Genomic DNA, 20,080 nt, shown 5'->3' on the forward strand with positions numbered 1-20,080 from the left:
GGGAGGCAAGGGGATGAAGAAGGGTTTAAGGGCTCGGTTTTTCGCCACCCTCCTTCCCGTCCTTTCCCGGGGGCACGTGGGCTTGAGCGAACCCTGGCGGAAGAAACTCCTGGGAAGCCTGGCGGGGAAGGTTTTGGAGATCGGCCCGGGGACGGGGGTTAACCTGGCCTATCTGCCGGATGGCGTCCACTGGATTGGCCTCGAGCTCAATCCCTACTTCCACCCCCACCTTAAGCAGGCCCTAAGCCTGAGGGGGCTTTCCGGTGAGGTTCTTTTAGGCCAGGCGGAGGCCATCCCCCTGCCGGAGGAAAGCGTGGAGGCCGTGGTGGCCACCTTGGTCCTTTGCTCGGTGGAGGATCCCAGAGGGGCTTTGGCGGAGATCCTCAGGGTGTTGAAGCCCGGGGGGCGTTTGGTCTTTTTGGAACACGTGGCCGCTCCCCGGGGCTCCTCCCTGCGCCGATTCCAGGACCTCCTTTGCCCCTTATGGAGTTTTTTGGGGGACGGCTGCCATCCCAACCGGGAAACCCTAGCCCTTATTCGGGAGGCGGGGTTTGCCCGGGTGGAGGCGGAGGCCTTTGAACTACCCCTCCCCCTGGTGGCCCCCCATGTGGCCGGGGTGGCCTGGAAGGGATAGCCCTCAGCGCCCCTGCCAGAGGGTGCCCCTTTCGTCCACCCAGGCCAGCCAACCCTCCTCCTGGGGATGGGCGGTGAGGGCCAACACCGCTCCCTGCCAGATCCTGCGCCACCCCGCTTCCGTCCGCCGCCAGAGGCCGAGCTTTCCTCCCAGGTACAGGGTGCCCGAAGGGGAGAGGGCCAGGGGTCCCGGGGCGGGGTCAGGGGAGGGAATGGGGCGGAAGCTTTCGCCTCCATCCTCGCTCAGGAAGAGCCCCCTTTCCATAAGGGAAGCCCAGAGGCGGCCCTTTTGGTCCACCAGGAAGAAGGCCATCCCCGCTTTGGGCAGGCCCCGGGCGGGAAGCTTTGCCCAGGTCTGCCCGCCGTCCTGGCTGCGGAAGTAGCCGTAGGTGGCCTCGAGGGTGTAGTGGACCTCAGGCTTCCTGGGATCGATGGCATAGGCGTGGAGGTCCAGGGCGGGAAGGCCCTTGGGCCTTAGGTCGCGGAAGCGCTTGAGATCCCGGCTTTCCGCAAGGATCCAGTGCCCGGCCGCGATCAGGCGTTCGCCTCCCCAGGCCAGGTTCATGGCGTCCCAGTCCCGCCGCCGCACCAGGTCCTGGGAGGTGCTGTTGCTCCAGGCAACGATGCCGTCGTGGTGGCCCAGGAGCAGGACTCCCGAGGGGTGCCACAAAAGGGCGTGAACATCCCGCGTGGGCACCGGACCCAGGGGAGTTTGGGCCAGGGCGAGGCCGAGGAAGAGGGTAAAAAAGGTGAAAGGGCGCATGGCGTTCTACCGTGAGGCGAGGCGGAAGCCGGTAAGGCAGGTGGGGCTTTGGCTGAAGGTGGTCACGGAGCTGGTGGCTGCCAGGTTCCCCCAGCGGATCTCCAGGGTGTAGCGGCGGTTGCGGGGCAACCAGAGCTCAAAGAACCCGTCCTTCCCCGATCTGACCTGGGTCTTGAGCACCTCCTTTTCCCCCTCCAGCACCCGAACCTCAAAGACCTCCTCCTGGAGTTCCCCCGTGCAGCTGGAGAAGTAGTGGACCTGGCAGGGATGGGTACGGCTCACGTAGGGGGCTATCGCCAGGAGGAAGCGGTCCTTGAGGGCCACCTGGGCCTTGCGGCCGTCCGGGAACTCGAAGAAGAAGGCCTCGGGGGTCACGTAGCTCACCACCCTTTGCCCTTCCTCCCGCCACCGCTTGGCCAGAGCCAGGGCCTCTTCGGGCTTCAGGCCTTTGAGGGCCTCGGGGGAGGGAGTCTGGGCCAGGCCTAAAGCCACGCCTAGGGCAAGCGCCAGAAGCTTCTTCATGGCTCTCACCCTAAGCCTTGCCCGTTAAGCCTGTGTAAAGGGGCAGGGTGAAGCGGAAAACGCTTCCCCGGCCCAGCTGGCTTTCCACCCAGATCCTTCCCCCCATGGCTTCTACCAGGCTCTTGGCGATGGTGAGGCCCACTCCGGTTCCCCCATCCTGACGGCTGCGGGAGGGGTCTATGCGGTAGAAGCGCTCAAAGATGCGGGGAAGGTGTTCCTCGGGGATGCCGGGCCCTGTGTCCTCCACGCTGAAGACCACCGCCTGGCCTGTCCTTTCCGCCCCAAGCCTCACCCTTCCTCCCTCCGGGGTATGGCGGAGGGCGTTGGAAAGCAGGTTGGCGAGCACCTGGAGGGTCCGTTCCGCATCGGCCCAGACCCGGGGAAGAAAGGAGGGGGCCGCCACCTCCAGGGCCACTCCCTTGGCCTGGAAGGCGGGGCGGAAGCGTTCCGCCGCCTGTTCCAGGAGTTCTTTGGGATCCAGGGGCCCGGGGTGAAGCTCCACGGCTCCCGACTCCACCTGGGAAACCAGGGAGAGGTCCCGGACCAGCCGGCTCATGGCCCGCACTTCCTGCTGGATCCTTTCCGCTGCCTTTTCAGGCTCCATGACCCTGTCCGCCAGGGCCTCGGCGTAGGCCTGCAGGGCGGATAGGGGGGTCCTGAGCTCGTGGGCTACGGTGCCGATGAGCTCTACCCGGCTTTGTTCCACCTTTTCCAGGGCCTCGGCCAGGCGGTTGAAGTGGAGGGCCAGCTCGCCCAGCTCGTCCTGCTCCAGAAGGGGAAGGCGCACCCGGTACTCCCCTTGGGCCATGCGCCGGCTTCCCTCGGAAAGAAGCCTTGCGGTGCGGGAGAAACGCAGGCTGGCGAAGGAGGCGGAAAGGGCAGCCCCGGCCACGGAGAGGGGAAGGGCGGCGAGGAGGGCGGTAGTGAGGGTGGAACGCAGGCCCGCCTCGAGGTCCCGCCTCAAGGCCTCGCCCATCATGAGCCCCCCCATCATGGAGAGGGCGTGGTACATGCGCTCCACGTGTCCCCGGTAGAAGGAGGGAGCCAGGGCTTCGGCCAGGAGGAAGAACAGGAAAAGGGCCAGGAGGGCCACCAGGAGATGGCTGAGGAAGAGCTTAGCGAAGAGGCGCATCGGTTTCCCGGAAGCGGTATCCCACACCCCGCACCGTTTCGATGAACCGGGGGTTTTCCGGATCGTCCATGAGCTTTTTTCTCAAAGCAGCGATGTGCACGTCCACCACCCGGTCTATGCCCGGGAAATCCGGCCCCCATACCTTTTCCAAGAGCCTTTCCCGGGTGAAGACCATCCCCGGATGCTGGGCCAGGGTGAGGAGGAGGTCAAATTCCAGCTGGGAAAGGGGAAGGGGCTTGCCCTCCAGGTAGGCCTGCCGCTCCTTGGGAAGAAGGCGCAAGGGGCCATAGTTGAGCTCTTCCTTGAGGCCAGCCCGCCTGAGGAGGGCCTTGACCCGGGCCACCACCTCCTTGGGGCTGAAGGGCTTGACCACGTAGTCGTCGGCCCCGAGCTCCAGCCCCTTAACCCTTTCCTCCTCCTCTCCTCTTGCCGTCAGCATGAGGATGGGTAGCTCGGGCCTTTCCCGGCGGACCTCCGCCAGAACCCGGAAGCCATCCAGCTTGGGCAGCATGAGGTCCAGGATGATGAGATCGGCCCGGGGAAAAAGCTCCAGGGCCTTTTCCCCATCTTTTGCCTCCAGCACCTCAAACCCAGCCCCCCTCAGGTAGGCCCCCAGGACCTCGAGGAGGGCCGGGTCGTCGTCCGCCAGGAGGACCTTCATGCCAGGTCCCGCTTCATCCGCTCAAAGGTTTCCTTGTCGATCTCCCCCCTGGCGTAGCGCTCCCTTAGCACCTCTAAGGCCCGGTCCCGCCGCTCAGGGGCTAAGGTCCTGACGATCCAGTAGACCAAGAGGCCTAGGAGGGCGAACCAAAGGAGGCTTAAGAGGGGCCCCCACCAGCCCAGGTACCCACCGTGGTCGCACCACCACATACCTTTCACCTCCTAGTTCCAGCTTAGCCTCGGCGGATTAAGCTACGGTAAAGCTCCTTGGCTGGAACCCTTTTAGCCTCAAGGAGTTGCTGAGCACGAAGAGGCTGGAGAGGGTCATGGCACCGGCCGCCAGCATGGGGTTCAGAAGAAGCCCGGTGAAGGGGTAAAGAGCCCCGGCCGCCACGGGGATGAGGAGGATGTTGTAGGCGTAGGCCCAGAAGAAGTTGAGGTAGATGGTCCGAAGGGTACGCCGTGCCAGAAGGATGGCGTCCACCAAGCTTTCCAGGCTCGGAGAAAGCAGGATGACATCCCCTGCCTCCACGGCGATGTCCGTGCCCGTGGCCAGGGCGATGCCCGCATCGGCCTGGGCCAAGGCGGCGGCGTCGTTGATGCCGTCCCCCACAAAGATCACCTTCCGCCCCTGGGCCTGGAGGTGCCGTATGGCCTCCACCTTACCCTCAGGGCGCACCCCGGCCAGCACCTCCTCTATGCCCAAGGCCTCGGCCACCCGCCTGGCCGGGATGGGGTGGTCCCCGGTGAGGAGGACGGGTTTGAGGCCCAGGGCCTTTAAAGCGGCCACCACCCTTCGCGCCTCGGGCTTGGGGGGGTCAAAGACCCCGAAGGCGGCCAAAAGCCTCTCCCCATCCGCCAGGTAAAGGGGAGTGTAGCCCTTTTCGGATAGCTCCCAGGCCTCCTTGGGAAGCGCCACCCCAAGCCTCTCCATCAGGGCTGGACCCCCCAGGTAAAGCTTCTTCCCCTCCACCACTCCCTCGATCCCCTCCCCGGGAAGAGCCCGCACCGCCTGGGCCTCGGGCAGGCTGAGATCCCTGGCTGCCTCCAGAACCGCCTTGGCGATGGGGTGTTCGCTTCCCCGCTCCAAGGCGGCGGCGAGGCGCAAGGCCTCCTCAGGGCTTAGGGCAAACCCCAGGCGTTCCGTGAGGGTGGGCTTCCCTTGGGTCAGGGTCCCGGTCTTGTCCAGGACCACGGTATCCGCCCGGGCGAGGCCTTCGATGGCCTGGCCCTTGCGGAAGAGGAGGCCGAGCTGGGCCGCCCGCCCCGTGGCCACAGCGATGGCCGCTGGGGTGGCGAGGCCCATGGCGCAAGGGCAGGCGATGAGGAGCACGGAAAGGAGGGCCACGAAGGCGTAGGAGAGGCCGGGGCCATAGAGAATCCAAAGGGTAAAGGTGATAAGGGCGATGATGAGCACGATGGGCACGAAGACGCTGGCGATGCGGTCCGCCACCTCCTGCACCCGGGGCTTGTAGGCCTGGGCTTCCTCCACCAGGCGGGCCATCTGGGCCAGGACCGTGGCCTCCCCCACCCGGCTTACCCGGATGAGGAGGGGACCTTCCCCGTTCACCGTACCCCCCACCACCTCATCCCCGGGCTTTTTGACCTTGGGAATGGGCTCCCCGGTGAGCATGGCCTCGTCCACGTGGCTAAAGCCCTCCACCACCACCCCATCTGCGGGGATGCGCTCCCCGGGAAGCACCCGCACCAGATCCCCGGGGATGAGGGCCTCGGCGGGGATTTCCCTTTCCTCCCCTTCCTGAACCACCCGGGCGGTCTTGGGCCTCAAGGCCAGGAGCTTGCGGATGGCCTCCGAGGCCTTCCCCTTGGCCTTTTCCTCCAGGTGCTTGCCCAAAAGGATCAGGGCCAGGATCACCGCCCCCGCCTCGAGGTAGAGATGGCGGGCCTCCTCGGGGAAAAGGGTGGGGAAGAGGAGGACCAAAAAGGAGTAAAGGTAGGCGCTTCCCGCCCCCAGGGCCACCAGGGTGCTCATGCCCAGGGAGCGGTGCCGGATCTCCGCCAGGGCCTGGCGGAAGAAGCGCCGGCCGGCGTAGAGGACGGGGAGGGCGGTGAGGACCTGGAAGAGAGGAGGAAGGTGGGGAAGGGGAAGAAGCATGGGCCCCATGGCTAGGAGAAGGGTGAGGAAGGCAAAGGGCAGGGCGATGAGGAGGTCCAAGGGATAAGCGGGGGCCCGTTTTTCCTCCTGGACCACCTCCAGGGGCTCGTACCCTGCATCCCGGATGGCCTGGCGCAGGCGGGGCAGGGTCACGGTGTCCGGGAGGTACTCCACGAAGGCCTTCTCCGTGGCCAGGTTCACGTGGGCGGAAAGCACCCCGGGTAGCTTCTTCAAGGCCCTTTCCACCCGGGCCACGCAGGCGGCGCAGGTCATGCCCTTTACGGGGATCTCCGCCCGGGCCACCACGGGCTCGTAGCCGGCCTCCTCCACCTGCTTCAGGACCTCCTTGAGGTCTATGCCTTCCTGGAGGCGCAAAAAGGCTTCCTCGGTGGTGAGGTTGACCCGGGCTTCCTCCACGCCCGGGGCCCTTTTCAAGGCCCTTTCCACCCGCACCACGCACGAGGCGCAGGTCATTCCCTTTACCCCTACCTTCACTTCCAATGCCATAGCTTCATACCCCCTAGCGGAAACCCCTTTGCTTTCCCCGGGCTGGTGTGCCCTTGGGCTTCTGCCCCGCCCTGGACCGGGTGGGATCAACGGTACTTGAGGGCCTCCATCAGTTCCTCCACGATTTCCTCCACGTCCCCCCGCTCGTGGGCGGTGGCCACGTGGTCCCGGAGGTGGGCCCTTAAGACCATCTCCCCCACCCGGTCCAGGGCACCCTCCACCGCCTTGAGTTGCTTCAGCACGTCCACGCAGTAGACGTGGGGATCCTCCAGCATGCGCAGGATGCCCTCGAGGTGGCCCTTGGCGGAGAGAAGGCGCCTTTTGGCCTCTTCCCGCACCTTGGGGTCCAGGTGGAGGGGGTGGCGGGGCACAGGGCCTCCTTAGCCCGCCAGGGCGGCCCGGTAGCCTTCCTCTTCCACGGCCCGGATCAAGGCCTCAGGGTCCGCCTTGCCCTCCACCAGGGCCTCGGCCCGTTCCAGGCTCACCTCGACCTTCTCCACCCCGGGCACCTTCATGAGGGCCTTCTTGACCGCCATCACGCAGTGGTTGCAGGTCATGCCTTCTACCTTGAGTTTCAGCATCCCTTACCTCCCCCCACCCCAGGTGGGGTGGGTACTCCCACCCTAGCGCTTCTTCCGCCTGCCGTCAAGGACAAAGGCCCCAAGTCCTCCTTGGGGCCTTGCGAACGGGATGGGCGTCTATAGGTCCAGAAGGATGGTATCCCCCTCCAGCTTGGCGGGGAATACCTTTACCGGCTTGGGGGCGGGCAGGGTCTGCCGGCCCGTCTTCAGGTCAAAGCGGGCCCCGTGCCGGGGGCAGACGATCTGGCCGTCTTCCACATCCCCCTCGTGGAGGGGGCCGCCGTCGTGGGTGCAGATGTCCTCCAGGGCGAAGACCTCCTCCCCGGTGTAGAGGAGGAGGATGGGCTTCTTGTGCTCGGGCCTTTTGACCACCAGCCTGCCGTTTTCCAGCTCGCTCAGCTTGGCCACCGGGGTCCACATGGCCTTCAGATTCTAACCTTTTCCTCGATCACCGCCTCGAGGTGGGCCCTTAGGGCCTTTAGAGGAATGCGGTTAAGGACGTCCGCCAGGTGGGCCTTGACCAAAAGCTCCTGGGCGAGGCTACGGGACAGGCCCCGGGACTGCAGGTAGAAGAGTTGCATCTCGTCCACGGGGGCGGTGGTGCTGCCGTGGGTGCAACGCACGTCGTTGGCCCCGATCTCCAGCTGGGGGATGGAGTCCACCCGGGCGGTGGGGGAGAGGATGAGGTTGCGGTTGGCCTGGTAGGCGTCGGTCTTCTGGGCTCCCCGCTCCAGCTTGATGAGGCCGGAAAAGACCGCCCGGGCCTCGTCCTTCACCGCTCCCTTGTAGAGGAGGTCGCTTCGGGTATGGTGCTCCACGTGGTGCTGCAGGGTGTAGTGGTCGAAGTGCTGGAGGCCGTGGCCGAAGTAAAGCCCCAGCATCTCGCTTTCCGCTCCCGGGCCCAACAGCTCCGAGGCCACCTCGCTCCGGGCGTAGCGCCCGCCCAGGTTCACCACCAGGTCGTTTAGGGCAGCATCCCGCTCCAGCAGGGCCCGTTGGCGGTGGAAGTGCCACACCCCCTCCCCGAAGGTCTGGATGTGGGCGTGGCGGAGCCGGGCCCCAGGGCGGAGGACCATCTCCGTGGCGGAGAGGTGCAGGGTGGGGGCGAGGTCGGGGGAGAGGTACTCCTCAATGTAGGCGGCCTTGGCGTTGTCCTCGAGGACGAGGAGGCTCCGCCCAGCGGAGGCCTTGCCCCCTTCCAAGAGCACCTTGAAGACCCCTAGGGGCTTTTCCACCTCTAGCCCTGCGGGCACGTAGAGGAAGGCCCCATGGGTGAAGAAGGCGCTATTTTGGGCGGCGAACTTGTCCTCGGTGTAGACCCCCTGGAAGAGGGCGCTTTCCACCTTAGCGGGGTGGGCCTTCAGGGCCTCGGCCAAGGAGGTGAAGACGAGCCCCTGGGCCGTGAGCTCCTCGGGCACCTCGGCGTAGACGAGGTCGGGCCCCACGAAGACCAAAAAGCCGGAGACGTCCGTCTTCTCCAGGCGGCGCTTCACGGGCTCGGGAAGCGCATCCCGGGAAAGCCTTAGGCCCTTTGGGGCCTCCACCGCCTCTTCCAAGGGGGCCTCGGAAAGGTCGGTGTAGCGCCAGTTCTCGTCCTTCTTGCTGGGGTAGGGGAGGTGGGCGAAGGCCTCGAGGGCCCTAAGCCGCTTCTCCAAGAGCCAGGCGGGCTCGCCCAGCGTCTGGGAGATGGCCTCCACCTGCGTCTTGTCCAGTACCTGCATCTTGCCTCCTCAAAAAGGAAGAGGCCCTTGGCCCCTTCCCAAGACACGTCTGGCCTTTAGCCGACGGAGCCCTCCATCTCCAGCTCAATGAGCCGGTTGAGCTCCACGGCGTACTCCAAGGGAAGCTCCTTGGCGATGGGTTCAATGAAGCCGCGGACGATGAGGGCCGCCGCCTCGTCCTCCTTGAGGCCGCGGGTCTGGAGGTAGAAGATCTGCTCATCGTTGATCTTGGACACCGTGGCCTCGTGGCCCACGTGGGCGGAGTCCTCCTCAATCTCAATGTAGGGGTAGGTGTCCGTGCGGCTTTCCGGGTCAATGAGGAGGGCGTCGCACTCCACGTTGGCCTTGGCGTGCTTGGCCCCCTCCAGGACCTTCACCAATCCCCGGTAGCTCGCCCGGCCCTCGCCCTTGGAGATGCTCTTGGAGACGATGGTGCCCGAGGTGTGGGGGGCGCCCAGGATGATCTTGGCCCCGGTGTCCTGGTGCTGCCCCGTCTTGGCGAAGGCGATGGAGAGGATCTCCGTGCGGGCCCCCGGCTCCAGGAGGTAGCTGGAGGGGTACTTCATGGTGACCTTGGAGCCCAGGTTGCCGTCCAGCCACTCGTGGAAGGCATCCCCGTAAACCAAGGCCCGCTGGGTCACCAGGTTGTACATGTTGGTGGACCAGTTCTGGATGGTGGTGTAGCGGCTCCGCGCCCCCCGCTTCACCACGATCTCAATGACCCCGGTGTGGAGGCTTTCCGTGGAGTACATGGGGGCGGTGCAGCCCTCAATGTAGTGCACCTCCGCCCCCTCGTCCACGATGATAAGGGTGCGCTCAAACTGGCCGAACTCGGGGGTGTTCACCCGGAAGTAGGCCTGCAAGGGGAGCTCCACCTTGACCCCGGGAGGCACGTAGACGAAGGAGCCCCCGGACCAGGCGGCGGAGTTCAGGGCGGCGAACTTGTTGTCCTCCGGGGGGACCACCTTGGCGAAGTACTCCTTGAAGAGGTCCTCGTACTTCTTCATCCCCTCTTCAATGGCCACGAAGATGACCCCCTGCCGCTCCAGTTCTTCCCGCACCCGGTGGTAGACCATCTCCGAGTCGTACTGGGCCCCCACCCCGGCCAGGACCTTGCGCTCCGCCTCGGGGATGCCCAGGCGCTCGTAGGTCTTGCGGATCTCCTCCGGGATCTCCTCCCAGCTCTTGGCGTCCCGCACCTCGGTGGGCTTCACGTAGTAGACGAGGTTGTCCAGGTCCAGGCCGGAAAGGTCCGGGCCCCAGGTGGGCATGGGCTTCTTCTGGAAAATCTCCAGAGCCCGCAGGCGGAACTTAAGCATCCACTCGGGCTCGCCCTTGTGGTAGCTGATGGCCTCAATGACCCGGCGGCTAAGCCCCCGCTCGGCCACGTAGACCGGCTTGACCTCGTCAATGAAATGGTATTTGTACTCTTCGCCCAGGGTTCTAAGGTCAACCTGGCTCATACGCCCTCCTTTACCCGTTCCCGCAGCCACTCGTAGCCCTTGGCCTCCAACTCCAAGGCCAGCTCGGGGCCGCCTTCCGCCACCACCCGGCCGTCCATCATCACGTGGACCCGGTCGGGGACGATGTAGTTGAGGAGGCGCTGGTAGTGGGTGATGACCAAGGCCCCGAAGTTGGGCCCCCGCATGGCGTTCACGCCCCGGGCCACCACCTTGAGGGCGTCTATGTCCAGCCCGGAGTCCGTCTCGTCCAAGACGGCGTAGGTGGGCTCCAGGACCAATAGCTGCAGGATCTCGTTCCGCTTCTTCTCCCCGCCGGAGAAGCCCTCGTTGAGGTAGCGGGAGAGGTAGCTTTCATCCCAGTCCAGAAGCTCCAGGGCCTTCTTCACCTTGCTCCAGAACTCCGCTACCCCCACCTCCCGGCCAAGCCTGGCCTGGAGGGCGAGGCGCAGGAAGTTGGCGATGGTGACCCCGGGGACCTCCACGGGGTACTGGAAGGCCAGGAAGAGCCCCTTGCGGGCCCTTTCGTCGGGGGAAAGCTCCAGGATGCTCTCCCCGTCCAGGAGGATGTCCCCCTTTTCCACGGTGTACTCGGGGTCCCCGGCCAGGATCTTGCCCAGGGTGCTCTTGCCCGCCCCGTTGGGGCCCATGAGGGCGTGCACCTCCCCTTTGGGGACCACCAGGTTCACGCCCTTTAGGATGGTCTCGCCGTCAACGGAAGCCCAGAGGTCGCGGATTTCTAGCTGGCTCATGCTTTTGCCTCCCAAAGGCCGGGCCGCACCCTTACTGCGACCCGTTCGCAGTAAGAGTATAGCCCCTTCGCCTCCAAAAGTATAGTGATTTAGTCGGGATTTGCCAGGTGGAAGCCCAGGGCCTCAGGCAGGGCCAAGGGGCCTGGGGCGAGGCGGGCCTCCAACTCCGGGCAGAAGCGGCCCAGGGCGCGGCCCAGTTGGAAGCGGAAGGGCTCGGGTAGCCTCCCCTGGCGGGCCTCCTCGAGCTTCTGCCAGGCGGCCTCCTTCTCCCCCAGGCCCAGGAGGGCTAGCACCTCCACCGCCCGGGCCTGGGCCAAAAGGCCAGGATCCTCCAAGGGAGGAAGGGCCACGATCTGGGCTAGGGCCTCTCCATAGCCTCCGCCCCGGGCCAGGGCCTCGGCGTAGCCCAGGCGGGCCTGGGCGCGGAGGTAGGGGTTTTCCAGGGCCAAGAAGGGCTTGAGCATGAGGGCGCCTTCCTCGGGGGGGAGGAGGAGGGCCAGGAGGCTTGCCGTATCCAAGCGCAAGGCGGTGTAGCGGTCCGTGGCCTCTTCGGGGATTTCCCGAAGGAGGTCTTGGAGGAGGCGGAAAGCGGTGGGGGCGGATAGCCCCCCCAGGAAGGGCGCGCGGTAGGGCTGGCCTGCCTCCAGGAGGAGGTAGGCAGCTCCCAGGCGAAAAAGGGTGCGTAGGTGGCGGTAGCGCGCCTCCTTGGGCCTTTCCCGGGTGGCGCGGAAGTAGGTTTCGGCCCGCCGGAGGTAGCCCAAGGCCTCAAAGGCCCGGCCCCGGGCCGCCTCGAGGATCCCCGCCTCGCTCTCCACCCGGGCCCGGGTGAAGGGGTCCTCCGCCTCCGCCAGGGCCTTTTGGATGGCGGCCTCGGCCTCGCCGTAGCGGCCAAGGCGCCGGAGGAGGGTGGCGTACCGGGCCCGCACCCGGGCCACCTCGTCCTTGGGGGCCCCCGCTTCCTCCAGAAGCCGAAGCCCTTCCCCCATGCGCTCGTCCGCCTCCAAGCGCCCGAGGCGCATGAGGAGGTCGCCCATCTGGTAGTGGGCCCGGCCTAGGAGAAGGGGGTCGTGGCCCACCTGGCCCAAGGCGGCTAGGGCCTCCTCGTAGCGGCCCAGGTCCTTGGCCACCAGGCCCCGCCAAAGCTGCACCCGGTCCCGGAGGAAGGGGGCCACGGGCAGGGCCTCCGCCTCCTCCACCAGGCTGGCTGCCCTTTCGTAGTCCCCTTTCCAGCGCTCCACCGCTGCCATCACCAAAAGGCCCTCCGCTTGGGCGGTTTCGTCCAGGTGGAGGAGGTCCTCCTTGGGGGGGAGAAGCTCCTCCGCTTCCCGGTAGAGGGCGGCGTCCGCCTTGGCCTCCGCCCCCTTGATGCGGGCCCAGGTGCGCAAGGTGGGGTTATCCGCTTGGGAGAGCACCTTAAGGGCTTCCTCCGCCTCGGGGTGGGCGTACTGGCCCAGGACGGCCCGGTAGCGCACCACCACCGCTGCCAGGGCTTCCAGGTCCTCCTTGGGCCAGGCTTGGGCCTCCTGCCAGAGGCCTGGAAGGAGGGCGAGGCGGGCGGGATCTTCTTGAAGCAGTTCTAAAAGGATTTGGCGCTCCCCCGCCTTGTGGGCGTGGTAGAGCTTGCGGAAGAGGTTTTCCTTGGGAAAGTATTCCAGGGCCAGGCGGTGGAGCTCCTTGGGCGCCTCCTCGGGGAGGAGGGTGCGCAGGGAGGGGCGCACCAAGCCTTCCCCTACCCAGTCCAAAAGGGCCCTTTCCGCCTGGGAAAGCTTTTCCAGGGAGCGGCCCAGGGCCTTTTCCAAAAGTTCTAGGGGGAAGGCGGGGTCGGCCTCGGGGCTGAAGGCGGAGAGGGCCTGGAGGAGAGGCCTCAGGGTGGGGTCGTCCTGGAGAGGGGTTTTGGGGTCGTGCTTGGCGGCTTCCAGGAGGACGAGCCGGGAAAGCTCCCCGAAGTTGCGGCCCGCCTGGTTCACCAGGGCCTCGAGGCGCTCGGGGGGCAGGTGGGGAAGCCTCTCCCGCACGAAACGCCTGGCCTCCTCCCGGCTCGGCGGGGAAAGGGGTTGGTAGGGGAGGGTGGGGGGAGGTTCGGAAAGGGCGGCTAGGTAGGGGATCTGCAGGGCCTTTAGAAAGGGCTCAAGCCAGGCCGCCAGGCTCCGCTTGCTTCCGTCTGGGCCCCGTAAGGGGAGGCCCTCCAAGGTGCCTTCGGCCTCGGCCCGGAGGAGCAGGGGGCGGCCTTTGCCGTTCAGGGCCCGTGCCAGGAGGGTGAGGACCTCTTGGGCCAAGGCTCCTTGGAGGATGTAGGGCTGGGTGGGGGAAAGCTGGGCCAAAAGCCCCCGCACCTCCTCCCCTACCCCCAGGGTTTCCGCCAAGGGGACCAGGGCCTGGGCCAGCTCGCCCCCTAGGTTGAGGAGCATGGGTTCCTTGCCCGGCAAGGCGGAAAGGGCCCGGGCCAGGGCGGAAAGGAGCACCCCCTTGCCCGTGGCCGGGCCTCCCACCACCACCATCTGCGGCCTGCCTCCCGCCTCCAGCTCCTTGAGGAAGCGGCGGAAGATGCGCCGCTTGTCCCGGCCCAGAGCCTTGCGGGCGCTTTCCAAGAAGAGCTCCGCCGGGGGAGGTGGGGGGGTGAGGCCCGCCTCCCGGTAGAGGTCGGCGATGACCCCGTAGAGGCGCTCCTTCTCCTCAGGGCTTCCCAGGTCCTTGTAGAGGATGTTGCGCACGGTGCCGGCCCGGCCGCCCCGCTCGCTCATGAGGGCTTCCAGCCAGCGCAAGGAACCCCGCTTGCCCCGGTGGTCCCGGCCCCGGAGGTGGGGCCTTAGCTCCTCCAGGTAGCGGAGCCAGGGTGTAGGTGCCTCGGCCATAGTATCTACACTATCTTAACTTGGTGTGTCTGTTTTTTACAAGCAAAAGCCGCCCCCTTGGGGGGCGGCCAGGCGAGGCGTCCTTTAGTGAACGGGCTCGTTGAACTGGGCCTCCTCCGTGGAGCCCTTGAGGGCCAGGGTGGAGGCTTCTCCTTGGGTCAGGGCCAGGACCACTTCGTCAAAGTAGCCAGCCCCCACCTCCCGCTGGTGCTTCACGGCGGTGAAGCCCTGGGCCTGGGCCAGGAACTCCTTCTGCTGGAGCTCCACGAAGGCGGGCATGCCCCGGGCCTTGTACCCCTTGGCCAGCTCCCAGGTGTAGTAGTTCAGGGTGTGCCAGCCGGCCAGGGTGATGAACTGGAACTTGTAGCCCATCTCCCCCAGTTCCCGGTTGAACTTGGCGATGGTCTCGTCGTCCAGGAACTTCTTCCAGTTGAAGGAGGGAGAGAGGTTGTAGGCGAGGAGCTTATCCGGGAACTCCCGCTTCACCGCTTCGGCGAACTTGCGGGCTTCTTCCAGGTCGGGCTTGGAGGTTTCCATCCAAAGGACATCGGCGTAAGGGGCGTAGGCCAGCGCCCGGGCGATGCACGCCTCAATTCCATTCTTCACCCGGTAGAAGCCCTCGGGGGTGCGCTCGTCCTTGAGGATGAAGGGCCGGTCCCGCTCGTCAATATCGCTGGTGATGAGGGTGGCGGCCTCGGCGTCGGTGCGGGCGATGATCACCGTGGGCACCCCCATGACGTCCGCCGCCAGGCGGGCCGCCTGCAGGGTGCGGATGTGGTGGGAGGTGGGCACCAGGACCTTGCCCCCCAGGTGGCCGCACTTCTTCTCCGAGGCCAGCTGGTCCTCGTAGTGGATGCCGGCGGCCCCCGCCTCAATCATGGCTTTGGTGAGCTCAAAGACGTTGAGGGCACCGCCAAAGCCCGCCTCGGCGTCGGCCACGATGGGCACGTACCAGTCCCGGGTCACCTTGCCCTCGGACCGCTCAATCTGGTCGGCCCGCATGAGGGCGTTGTTGATGCGCTTCACGATCTGGGGCACGGAGTTGTAGGGGTAGAGGGACTGGTCGGGGTAGGTCTGCCAGGCCAGGTTGGCGTCCGCCGCCACCTGCCAGCCGGAGAGGTAGATGGCCTCGAGGCCCGCCCGCACCATCTGCACCGCCATGGCCCCGGTGTAGGCGCCGAAGGTGTGGACGTAGGGGCGTTCGTGGAGGAGCCGCCAGAGCTTCTCCGCCCCCCGTTTGGCCAGGGTGTACTCTATGGGGATACTGGGCCTAAGGCGCACCACGTCCTCGGGCCGGTAGTCCCGCTTCACGCCCTTCCAACGGGGGTTCGTCTCCCACTCCCGCCTGAGGGCCTCCGCCTCTTCCCGCATCTCCGGGGTCAGCATGCCGAGGGGTTCCACGCTTCCACCTCCAAGGGCCAGTCTGGAGCCTGGAGGCGTTTCGGTGTAGTGTGTAAGCCCCGGAGGCCCACACGGGGCTTTGGTGTGAGCCGCCCTTTTCTACACCGCTAGCGGGCCTGTTGGGCGGCGATGAGGAGGGGGTCCCAGACGGGGCTATAGGGAGGGGCGTAGGCCAGGTCCAGGGCCAGGAGGTCCTCCAGGGTGCCCCCTCGGTGGAGGAGGGCGGCGAGGACGTCCACCCGCAGGGCCCCGTGGCCGTGGGCCACCACCGCCCCGCCGAGGAGCCTATCGGTGCCCTCCTCGTAGACCAGTTCCACCCAAAGGGGGCCGCTTCCCGGGTAGTAGTGGGCCCCGTCCCGGCTCTGGATGAAGACCTTTTTGGCCCGGTACCCTTCCCTTAGGGCAACCTCTAAGGAAAGTCCCGTGGTGGCCACCGCCAGGCCGAAGGTCTTGAAGATGGCCGTGCCCACCACCCCGTGGAAGCGGGCCTCCTTGCCGGCGATGACGCTTCCCGCCGTGCGGCCATGCTTGTTGGCCACGTCCCCCAAGGGGAGCCAGTAGGGGCGCTTGAGGACCTGGTGGAAGCTTTCCGCCACGTCCCCGGCGGCGAAAACCCCCTCCAGGTTGGTGCGCATCCTCTCGTCGGTGGCGATGGCCCCCGTGGGCCCGAGGGCCACCCCCATGGCCTGGGCCAGGGAGGTATTGGGCCTTACCCCCGTGGCGATGAGGACCAGGTCCGCCGGCACCACCCCTTCGGAGGTTTCCACCGCCTCCACCCGGCCCGAGCCCCTGAGGGCCAGGACCCGCACCCCGGTCCAGACCTCCACCCCGTGGCGCTCCAGCTCTCCCTTGAGGAGCGCCCCCACCTCCTCGTCCCAGTGGGGGAGGGGGCGCTCCTTGGCCTCCAGGAGGGTCACCTCGAGGCCCCGTTTGCGGAAGGCCTCCGCCACCTCCAGCCCGATGTACCCCGCCCCCAGGATGGCGGCCCGCCTTGCCCCCTCCAGGGCCCTAAGGAGCCTTTCCCCGTCCTCCAGGCTCCTTAGGGTGTAGACCCCCGCCTGTTCCGTCCCCGGGATGGGGGGGAGGGTGGGCCTCGCCCCCGTGGCCAGGACCAGGTAATCGTAGCGGTCCTGGAAGGTGCGCCCTTCCCGGTGGTCAAACACCGTGAGGACCCGCTCTTCGGGGTTTATGTCCACCACCTCGTGGTGGGTGTGGACCCAGACCCCCTGCTTGCGGAACTCCTCCGGGGTGCGGGCGATGAGCTTGGCGAGGCTAGGGATCTCCCCCGAGAGCACGTAGGGCAGGCCGCAGGCCCCGTAGGAGACGAAGCCCGATTTCTCGTAGACCACCACCTCGAGGTCCGGGTTTTCCCGCTTGGCCTTGGCGGCGGCGGAAGCACCCCCCGCCACCCCGCCCACCACCACCATGCGCTTGCCCATGGGGGGTATTTTGCCACAGGGGCCTTGGGCCAAGGGTCCCGGCCTAAGGCGCCCTCTGGGGTACCTCCTCCCGCCAAAGCCTTCCCCCCTTCAGGTGGAGGATGCGCTCCGCCCGGGCGGCGAGCTCCAGGTCGTGGGTCACCAGGATCAGGGTGCGCTCCCGGCCCGCCTGGAAGAGGAGGGCCGCCACCTCTTCCTTGGCCTCGGCGTCCAGGTTGCCCGTGGGTTCGTCGGCGAAGAGGATGGGGGGGTCCAGGGCCAGGGCCCGGGCCAGGGCCACCCGCTGTTGCTCCCCCCCGGAGAGGCGGCTTGGCAGGTGGTGGGACCGCTCCCCGAGCCCCACCTGCTCCAGAAGCTCCAGGGCCCGGGCCCGCCGCCTCGAGGGGGGCCAGCCCGCAAGGAGGAGGGGAAAGGCCACGTTCTCCCAGGCGGTGAGGGTGGGGATGAGGTTCCACTGCTGGAAGACGAAGCCCATATGCTTTAGGCGCATCCCCGCCCGCTCGTCCTCGGAAAGGCGGTGGAGGGCGGTTTCCCCCAGGTAGACCCCGCCCTCCGTGGGCAGGTCCAGCCCGGCGAGGAGGTTGAGGAGGGTGGTCTTGCCGCTCCCCGAAGGCCCCACCACCGCCGTGGCCCCTGGGGGAAAGGCGTAGGTGAAGCCCTGGAGGGCCACCACCTCCTTCTCCCCTTGCCGGTAGCGCTTGGTCAGGTTCTCGGCCCGAAGCATCACACCCTCCCCAGGGCTTCCACCACGGGGATGCGGCTTGCGTGATGGGCGGGCAGGAGCCCGGCCAAGAGCCCCAGGCTCAAGGCCACCAGGAGGGCGAAAAGGGAGAGCCTGGGCGTCACGGCGGAAAGGGCTAAGCCCACCTCGCTTTGCGTGTAGAGGTTGATGGCCTGGGAAACCGCACTCCCCAGGGCGAGCCCCCCTATTCCCCCCAGGAGGGCCAGGAGGAGGGCTTCCAGCACCACCAGGCGGAAGATGAAGCCCCTCTTAGCCCCCAGGGCCCGCATGACCCCAAACTCCCGGGTGCGCTCGTAGACGGACATCATCACCGTGTTGGCCACCAGAAGGCCGCCCACCACCAAGGCCACCAGGCTGATGCCGAAGCGCACCAGGTCGCTGATCCTGAGGGCCCGCTCGGCGAAGCGCATCACCTCCCCCGTGGTCTGGGCTTTGAGCCCAGGCACCGCCCGCTCCAAGGCCCGGGCCACTTCCTCCGCCTTCTGCCCCGGCTTGAGGGCCACGAGGAGGGCGCCCACGTTTTCCGTTCCCAAGACGGCCTGGAGGGCGGCGAGCGGGGCGAAGACCAGATTATCCGCTAGCCCCCCGCTTTCCTCCAGAATGCCCTCCACCCGCAAGGTCACCTTGGGGGAGAGGCGCAAGGGGCTTCCCAGGCCAAGCCCGGCCCGTTTCGCCAACTTGGCCCCCACCACGGCCCCCTCGTCCGAGGGGGTGAGCCGGCCTTCTTTGGCCTTTAGCCCCGGGTATAGGCGGTCCGGGCTCACCCCTTTGGGAAGGCCTTGAAAGAAGAAGCTCGTTTGCGGGTCAAACCCCCCGCGGGCAAGGAAGAGGGTGGGCACCACCTCCGCCCCCAGGGCCTTGGCCGCCCTTTCCAAGGCCTGGGCCTGGGCGGGGGTGATTTCCGGGTAAGCGCTAAAGCCCAGGCCCTCGGCCCCTTCCGGCACCACCTGGATGGCGGGGCCTACCCGGGAAAGCTCTTGGAAAAGGGAGCGCCTCAAGCCCTCGCCAAAGGAGAGAAAGAGGACCATGCTGGCGGTGGCGATGAGGACCCCAAGCAGGGTAAGGAGGCTCCGCACGGGGCGGGAGAGGAGGTTGCGCAGGACCAGGTGAAGGACTTCCATACCCCTGAGCCTACCCAAAGGAGGCGGGAGGGGGGTGGCGGGGGCTACAGGAGGCGCTCCACGAACCGGGTGTCCACCTCCTCCAGGAAGGCCCGGGGGTTCACCTTCTGCCTCTCGGGGTGGCTATAGTAGGCCTCCTCCGCTTGGGCGAAGTCCTCGTGGGCCACGAACCAGAGGAAGTCCCGGTCGGATAGCCAATAGGCCCCCAGGATCTCAAAGCCCAGGGCCTTCCGCAAGGGGACGATGGTTTCCAAAAAAACCTTTTGGAACGCCTCCTTGGCCCCCTCCTTCAGGCGGTAGCGGCGCATCTGGACCATGATTAGAGTCTAGACCACCTTGCCCGGGTTCAAGAGGCCCTGGGGGTCAAGGAGGGCCTTGAGCCTGCGCATCCAGTCCAGGGCGGGGCCGTGCTCTAAGGGGAGGTACTTCCGCTTCCTCAGGCCCACCCCGTGCTCGGCGGTGCAGGTGCCCCCAAGCTCCAGGGCTTTTTGCACGAGGTTTTCTGCGTAGGCCTCCGCTTTGCCGTAGTCCTCGGGGAGCACGGGGACCAGGGTGTGGAAGTTTCCGTCCCCCACGTGGCCCAGGATGTTCCCGGTGAGGCCCATCTCCCTTAGAAGCCCTTGGGCGAAGCGCACCATTGTGGGGAGGCGGGAGAGGGGGACGGCGGTGTCCGTAATCATGAAGCGGTGGCCGGGGAAAAGGTGGACCAGGGCCCAGTAGGCCTGGTGGCGGGCCTCCCACTGCCTTTTCCGTTCCTCCTCCGTCTTGGCGGCTTCCACCTCCAGGGCCCCCGCTTCCCGCATGATCTCCAGGGCCAAGGCGCTTTCCGCCTCCAGGGCCTCCTTGGTGGAGGAGTGAAACTCCACGAAAAGGGCTGGGCGCTCGGGGAAGTCCGAGCCCAGGTAGCGGTTGAGCGCCCTTAAGGCGAGCTCGTCCAAAAGCTCCAACCGGGCCACGGGGAGCCCTGCGGCCATCACCCGGTAGCTGGCCTCCACCGCCTCCTCCACCCCGGGGAAGAAGACCCTGAGGGTGTGGACGTGCTCGGGCAAAGGGTGGAGGCGCAGGGTGAGGCGGGTGATGACCCCCAAGGTGCCCTCGGAGCCGATGAAGAGGTCCTTTAGGTCGTAGCCGGCGCTCGTCTTGCGCACCCCCCGCCCGAGCTCCAGGACCTCGCCGCTCGCCAGGACCACCTGGAGGGCCAGGACATTGGCCCGCATCCCCCCGTAGCGCACCGTGGTGGTGCCGCTGGCGTTGGTGGCCGCCATGCCCCCCAGGGTGGCGTCGGCCCCGGGGTCCACGGGGAAGAAGAGGCCCGTGCCCTTTAGGGCCTCGTTCAGGGCCTTGCGGGTGAGGCCAGGCTCCACCACGGCGAGGAAGTCCTCGGGGCGGACCTCGAGGACCCGGTTCATCCGGGACAGGTCCAGGCTGATGGCCTCGCCCACGGGCAAAAGGGCCCCTTCCAGGCTCGTCCCCGCCCCGAAGGGGATGACGGCCACCCCCGTTTCCCGGGCCCAGGCGAGGGCCTTTTGCACGTCCCCTACCCCTTCCGGGTAGACCACGGCCAGGACCTCCCCTTCCTCCGGGTAGCCCTCGTCCTTGCCGTGGCGCCGCCTTTCGGAAGGGGAGGTTTCCACCTTGCCGGGCAGGAGGCTTTTTAGGGCTTCCAGCTTGTCCATGG

Annotated in this window: 20 protein-coding genes; 1 reads left to right on the plus strand and 19 read right to left on the minus strand. The window is 67.0% G+C overall.

Translation table 11 applies throughout. The features are described from left to right. Positions 1–13 precede the first annotated feature (13 nt). The gene (locus L0C60_RS06560; protein WP_015716300.1) at positions 14–634 is read left to right on the plus strand and encodes a class I SAM-dependent methyltransferase; all 621 of its coding nucleotides are present in this window, start codon (positions 14–16) and stop codon (positions 632–634) included. 3 nt (positions 635–637) lie between these two features. On the opposite strand, the gene L0C60_RS06565 is transcribed toward L0C60_RS06560, so the two are convergent. From L0C60_RS06565 to L0C60_RS06655, 19 genes are all read right to left on the minus strand, one after another. After that, a complete protein-coding gene (locus L0C60_RS06565) occupies positions 638–1,396 on the minus strand; it encodes a WD40/YVTN/BNR-like repeat-containing protein (RefSeq protein WP_015716301.1) in 759 nt (252 codons plus the stop codon). Between the two features lie 6 nt (positions 1,397–1,402). Next, complete coding sequence (locus tag L0C60_RS06570) at positions 1,403–1,918, minus strand: CueP family metal-binding protein (protein ID WP_015716302.1); 516 nt, start codon at positions 1,916–1,918, stop codon at positions 1,403–1,405. A gap of 10 nt (positions 1,919–1,928) precedes the next feature. Continuing rightward, positions 1,929–3,050 carry a sensor histidine kinase gene (locus tag L0C60_RS06575; RefSeq protein WP_243092614.1) on the minus strand — a complete coding sequence of 374 codons (1,122 nt, stop codon included), beginning with the start codon at positions 3,048–3,050 and terminating at the stop codon, positions 1,929–1,931. Beyond that, positions 3,034–3,711, minus strand: a complete 678-nt coding sequence (locus tag L0C60_RS06580) for a response regulator transcription factor (protein ID WP_234506577.1) — start codon at positions 3,709–3,711, stop codon at positions 3,034–3,036. The genes L0C60_RS06575 and L0C60_RS06580 overlap by 17 nt, the downstream gene beginning before the upstream one ends. Beyond that, positions 3,708–3,920: an SHOCT domain-containing protein gene (locus L0C60_RS06585; RefSeq protein ID WP_019551341.1), complete on the minus strand. Its 213-nt coding sequence runs from the start codon at positions 3,918–3,920 to the stop codon at positions 3,708–3,710. The genes L0C60_RS06580 and L0C60_RS06585 overlap by 4 nt, the downstream gene beginning before the upstream one ends. A 37-nt stretch (positions 3,921–3,957) precedes the next feature. Then, positions 3,958–6,333 (minus strand): heavy metal translocating P-type ATPase, encoded by a 2,376-nt coding sequence (locus L0C60_RS06590; protein ID WP_423247974.1) that lies wholly within the window; start codon positions 6,331–6,333, stop codon positions 3,958–3,960. 86 nt (positions 6,334–6,419) lie between these two features. Then, the gene (locus L0C60_RS06595) at positions 6,420–6,704 is read right to left on the minus strand and encodes a metal-sensitive transcriptional regulator (RefSeq protein WP_015716307.1); all 285 of its coding nucleotides are present in this window, start codon (positions 6,702–6,704) and stop codon (positions 6,420–6,422) included. A gap of 9 nt (positions 6,705–6,713) precedes the next feature. Next, positions 6,714–6,914 carry a CopZ family metallochaperone gene (locus L0C60_RS06600; protein ID WP_243092616.1) on the minus strand — a complete coding sequence of 67 codons (201 nt, stop codon included), beginning with the start codon at positions 6,912–6,914 and terminating at the stop codon, positions 6,714–6,716. A gap of 117 nt (positions 6,915–7,031) precedes the next feature. After that, complete coding sequence (locus L0C60_RS06605; protein WP_243092617.1) at positions 7,032–7,334, minus strand: Rieske (2Fe-2S) protein; 303 nt, start codon at positions 7,332–7,334, stop codon at positions 7,032–7,034. A 5-nt stretch (positions 7,335–7,339) separates the two neighbouring features. Beyond that, a complete protein-coding gene (gene sufD / locus L0C60_RS06610; RefSeq protein WP_243092618.1) occupies positions 7,340–8,635 on the minus strand; it encodes a Fe-S cluster assembly protein SufD in 1,296 nt (431 codons plus the stop codon). 56 nt (positions 8,636–8,691) lie between these two features. After that, positions 8,692–10,098, minus strand: a complete 1,407-nt coding sequence (sufB, locus tag L0C60_RS06615; protein WP_234506559.1) for a Fe-S cluster assembly protein SufB — start codon at positions 10,096–10,098, stop codon at positions 8,692–8,694. Beyond that, positions 10,095–10,847: a Fe-S cluster assembly ATPase SufC gene (gene sufC, locus L0C60_RS06620; RefSeq protein WP_234506558.1), complete on the minus strand. Its 753-nt coding sequence runs from the start codon at positions 10,845–10,847 to the stop codon at positions 10,095–10,097. The genes sufB and sufC overlap by 4 nt, the downstream gene beginning before the upstream one ends. An 89-nt stretch (positions 10,848–10,936) precedes the next feature. Then, positions 10,937–13,699, minus strand: a complete 2,763-nt coding sequence (locus L0C60_RS06625; RefSeq protein ID WP_243092619.1) for a hypothetical protein — start codon at positions 13,697–13,699, stop codon at positions 10,937–10,939. Positions 13,700–13,783: 84 nt separating this feature from the next. After that, a complete protein-coding gene (gene aceA, locus L0C60_RS06630; protein ID WP_234506550.1) occupies positions 13,784–15,100 on the minus strand; it encodes an isocitrate lyase in 1,317 nt (438 codons plus the stop codon). A gap of 107 nt (positions 15,101–15,207) precedes the next feature. After that, positions 15,208–16,539 carry an FAD-dependent oxidoreductase gene (locus tag L0C60_RS06635; RefSeq protein ID WP_234506547.1) on the minus strand — a complete coding sequence of 444 codons (1,332 nt, stop codon included), beginning with the start codon at positions 16,537–16,539 and terminating at the stop codon, positions 15,208–15,210. 43 nt (positions 16,540–16,582) lie between these two features. After that, positions 16,583–17,263, minus strand: a complete 681-nt coding sequence (locus L0C60_RS06640; protein WP_234506544.1) for an ABC transporter ATP-binding protein — start codon at positions 17,261–17,263, stop codon at positions 16,583–16,585. Beyond that, positions 17,263–18,402 (minus strand): ABC transporter permease, encoded by a 1,140-nt coding sequence (locus L0C60_RS06645; protein ID WP_234506542.1) that lies wholly within the window; start codon positions 18,400–18,402, stop codon positions 17,263–17,265. Before L0C60_RS06645 ends, L0C60_RS06640 begins: the two co-directional genes overlap by 1 nt. A gap of 44 nt (positions 18,403–18,446) precedes the next feature. Continuing rightward, entirely contained in the window at positions 18,447–18,719 is a 273-nt protein-coding gene (locus L0C60_RS06650) for an NIPSNAP family containing protein (RefSeq protein WP_234506539.1), read from the minus strand. A gap of 9 nt (positions 18,720–18,728) precedes the next feature. Further along, a complete protein-coding gene (locus L0C60_RS06655; protein ID WP_234506536.1) occupies positions 18,729–20,078 on the minus strand; it encodes an FAD-binding oxidoreductase in 1,350 nt (449 codons plus the stop codon). Positions 20,079–20,080: the final 2 nt, after the last annotated feature.

This window comes from Thermus hydrothermalis (assembly GCF_022760925.1).
Lineage (GTDB): Bacteria > Deinococcota > Deinococci > Deinococcales > Thermaceae > Thermus > Thermus hydrothermalis.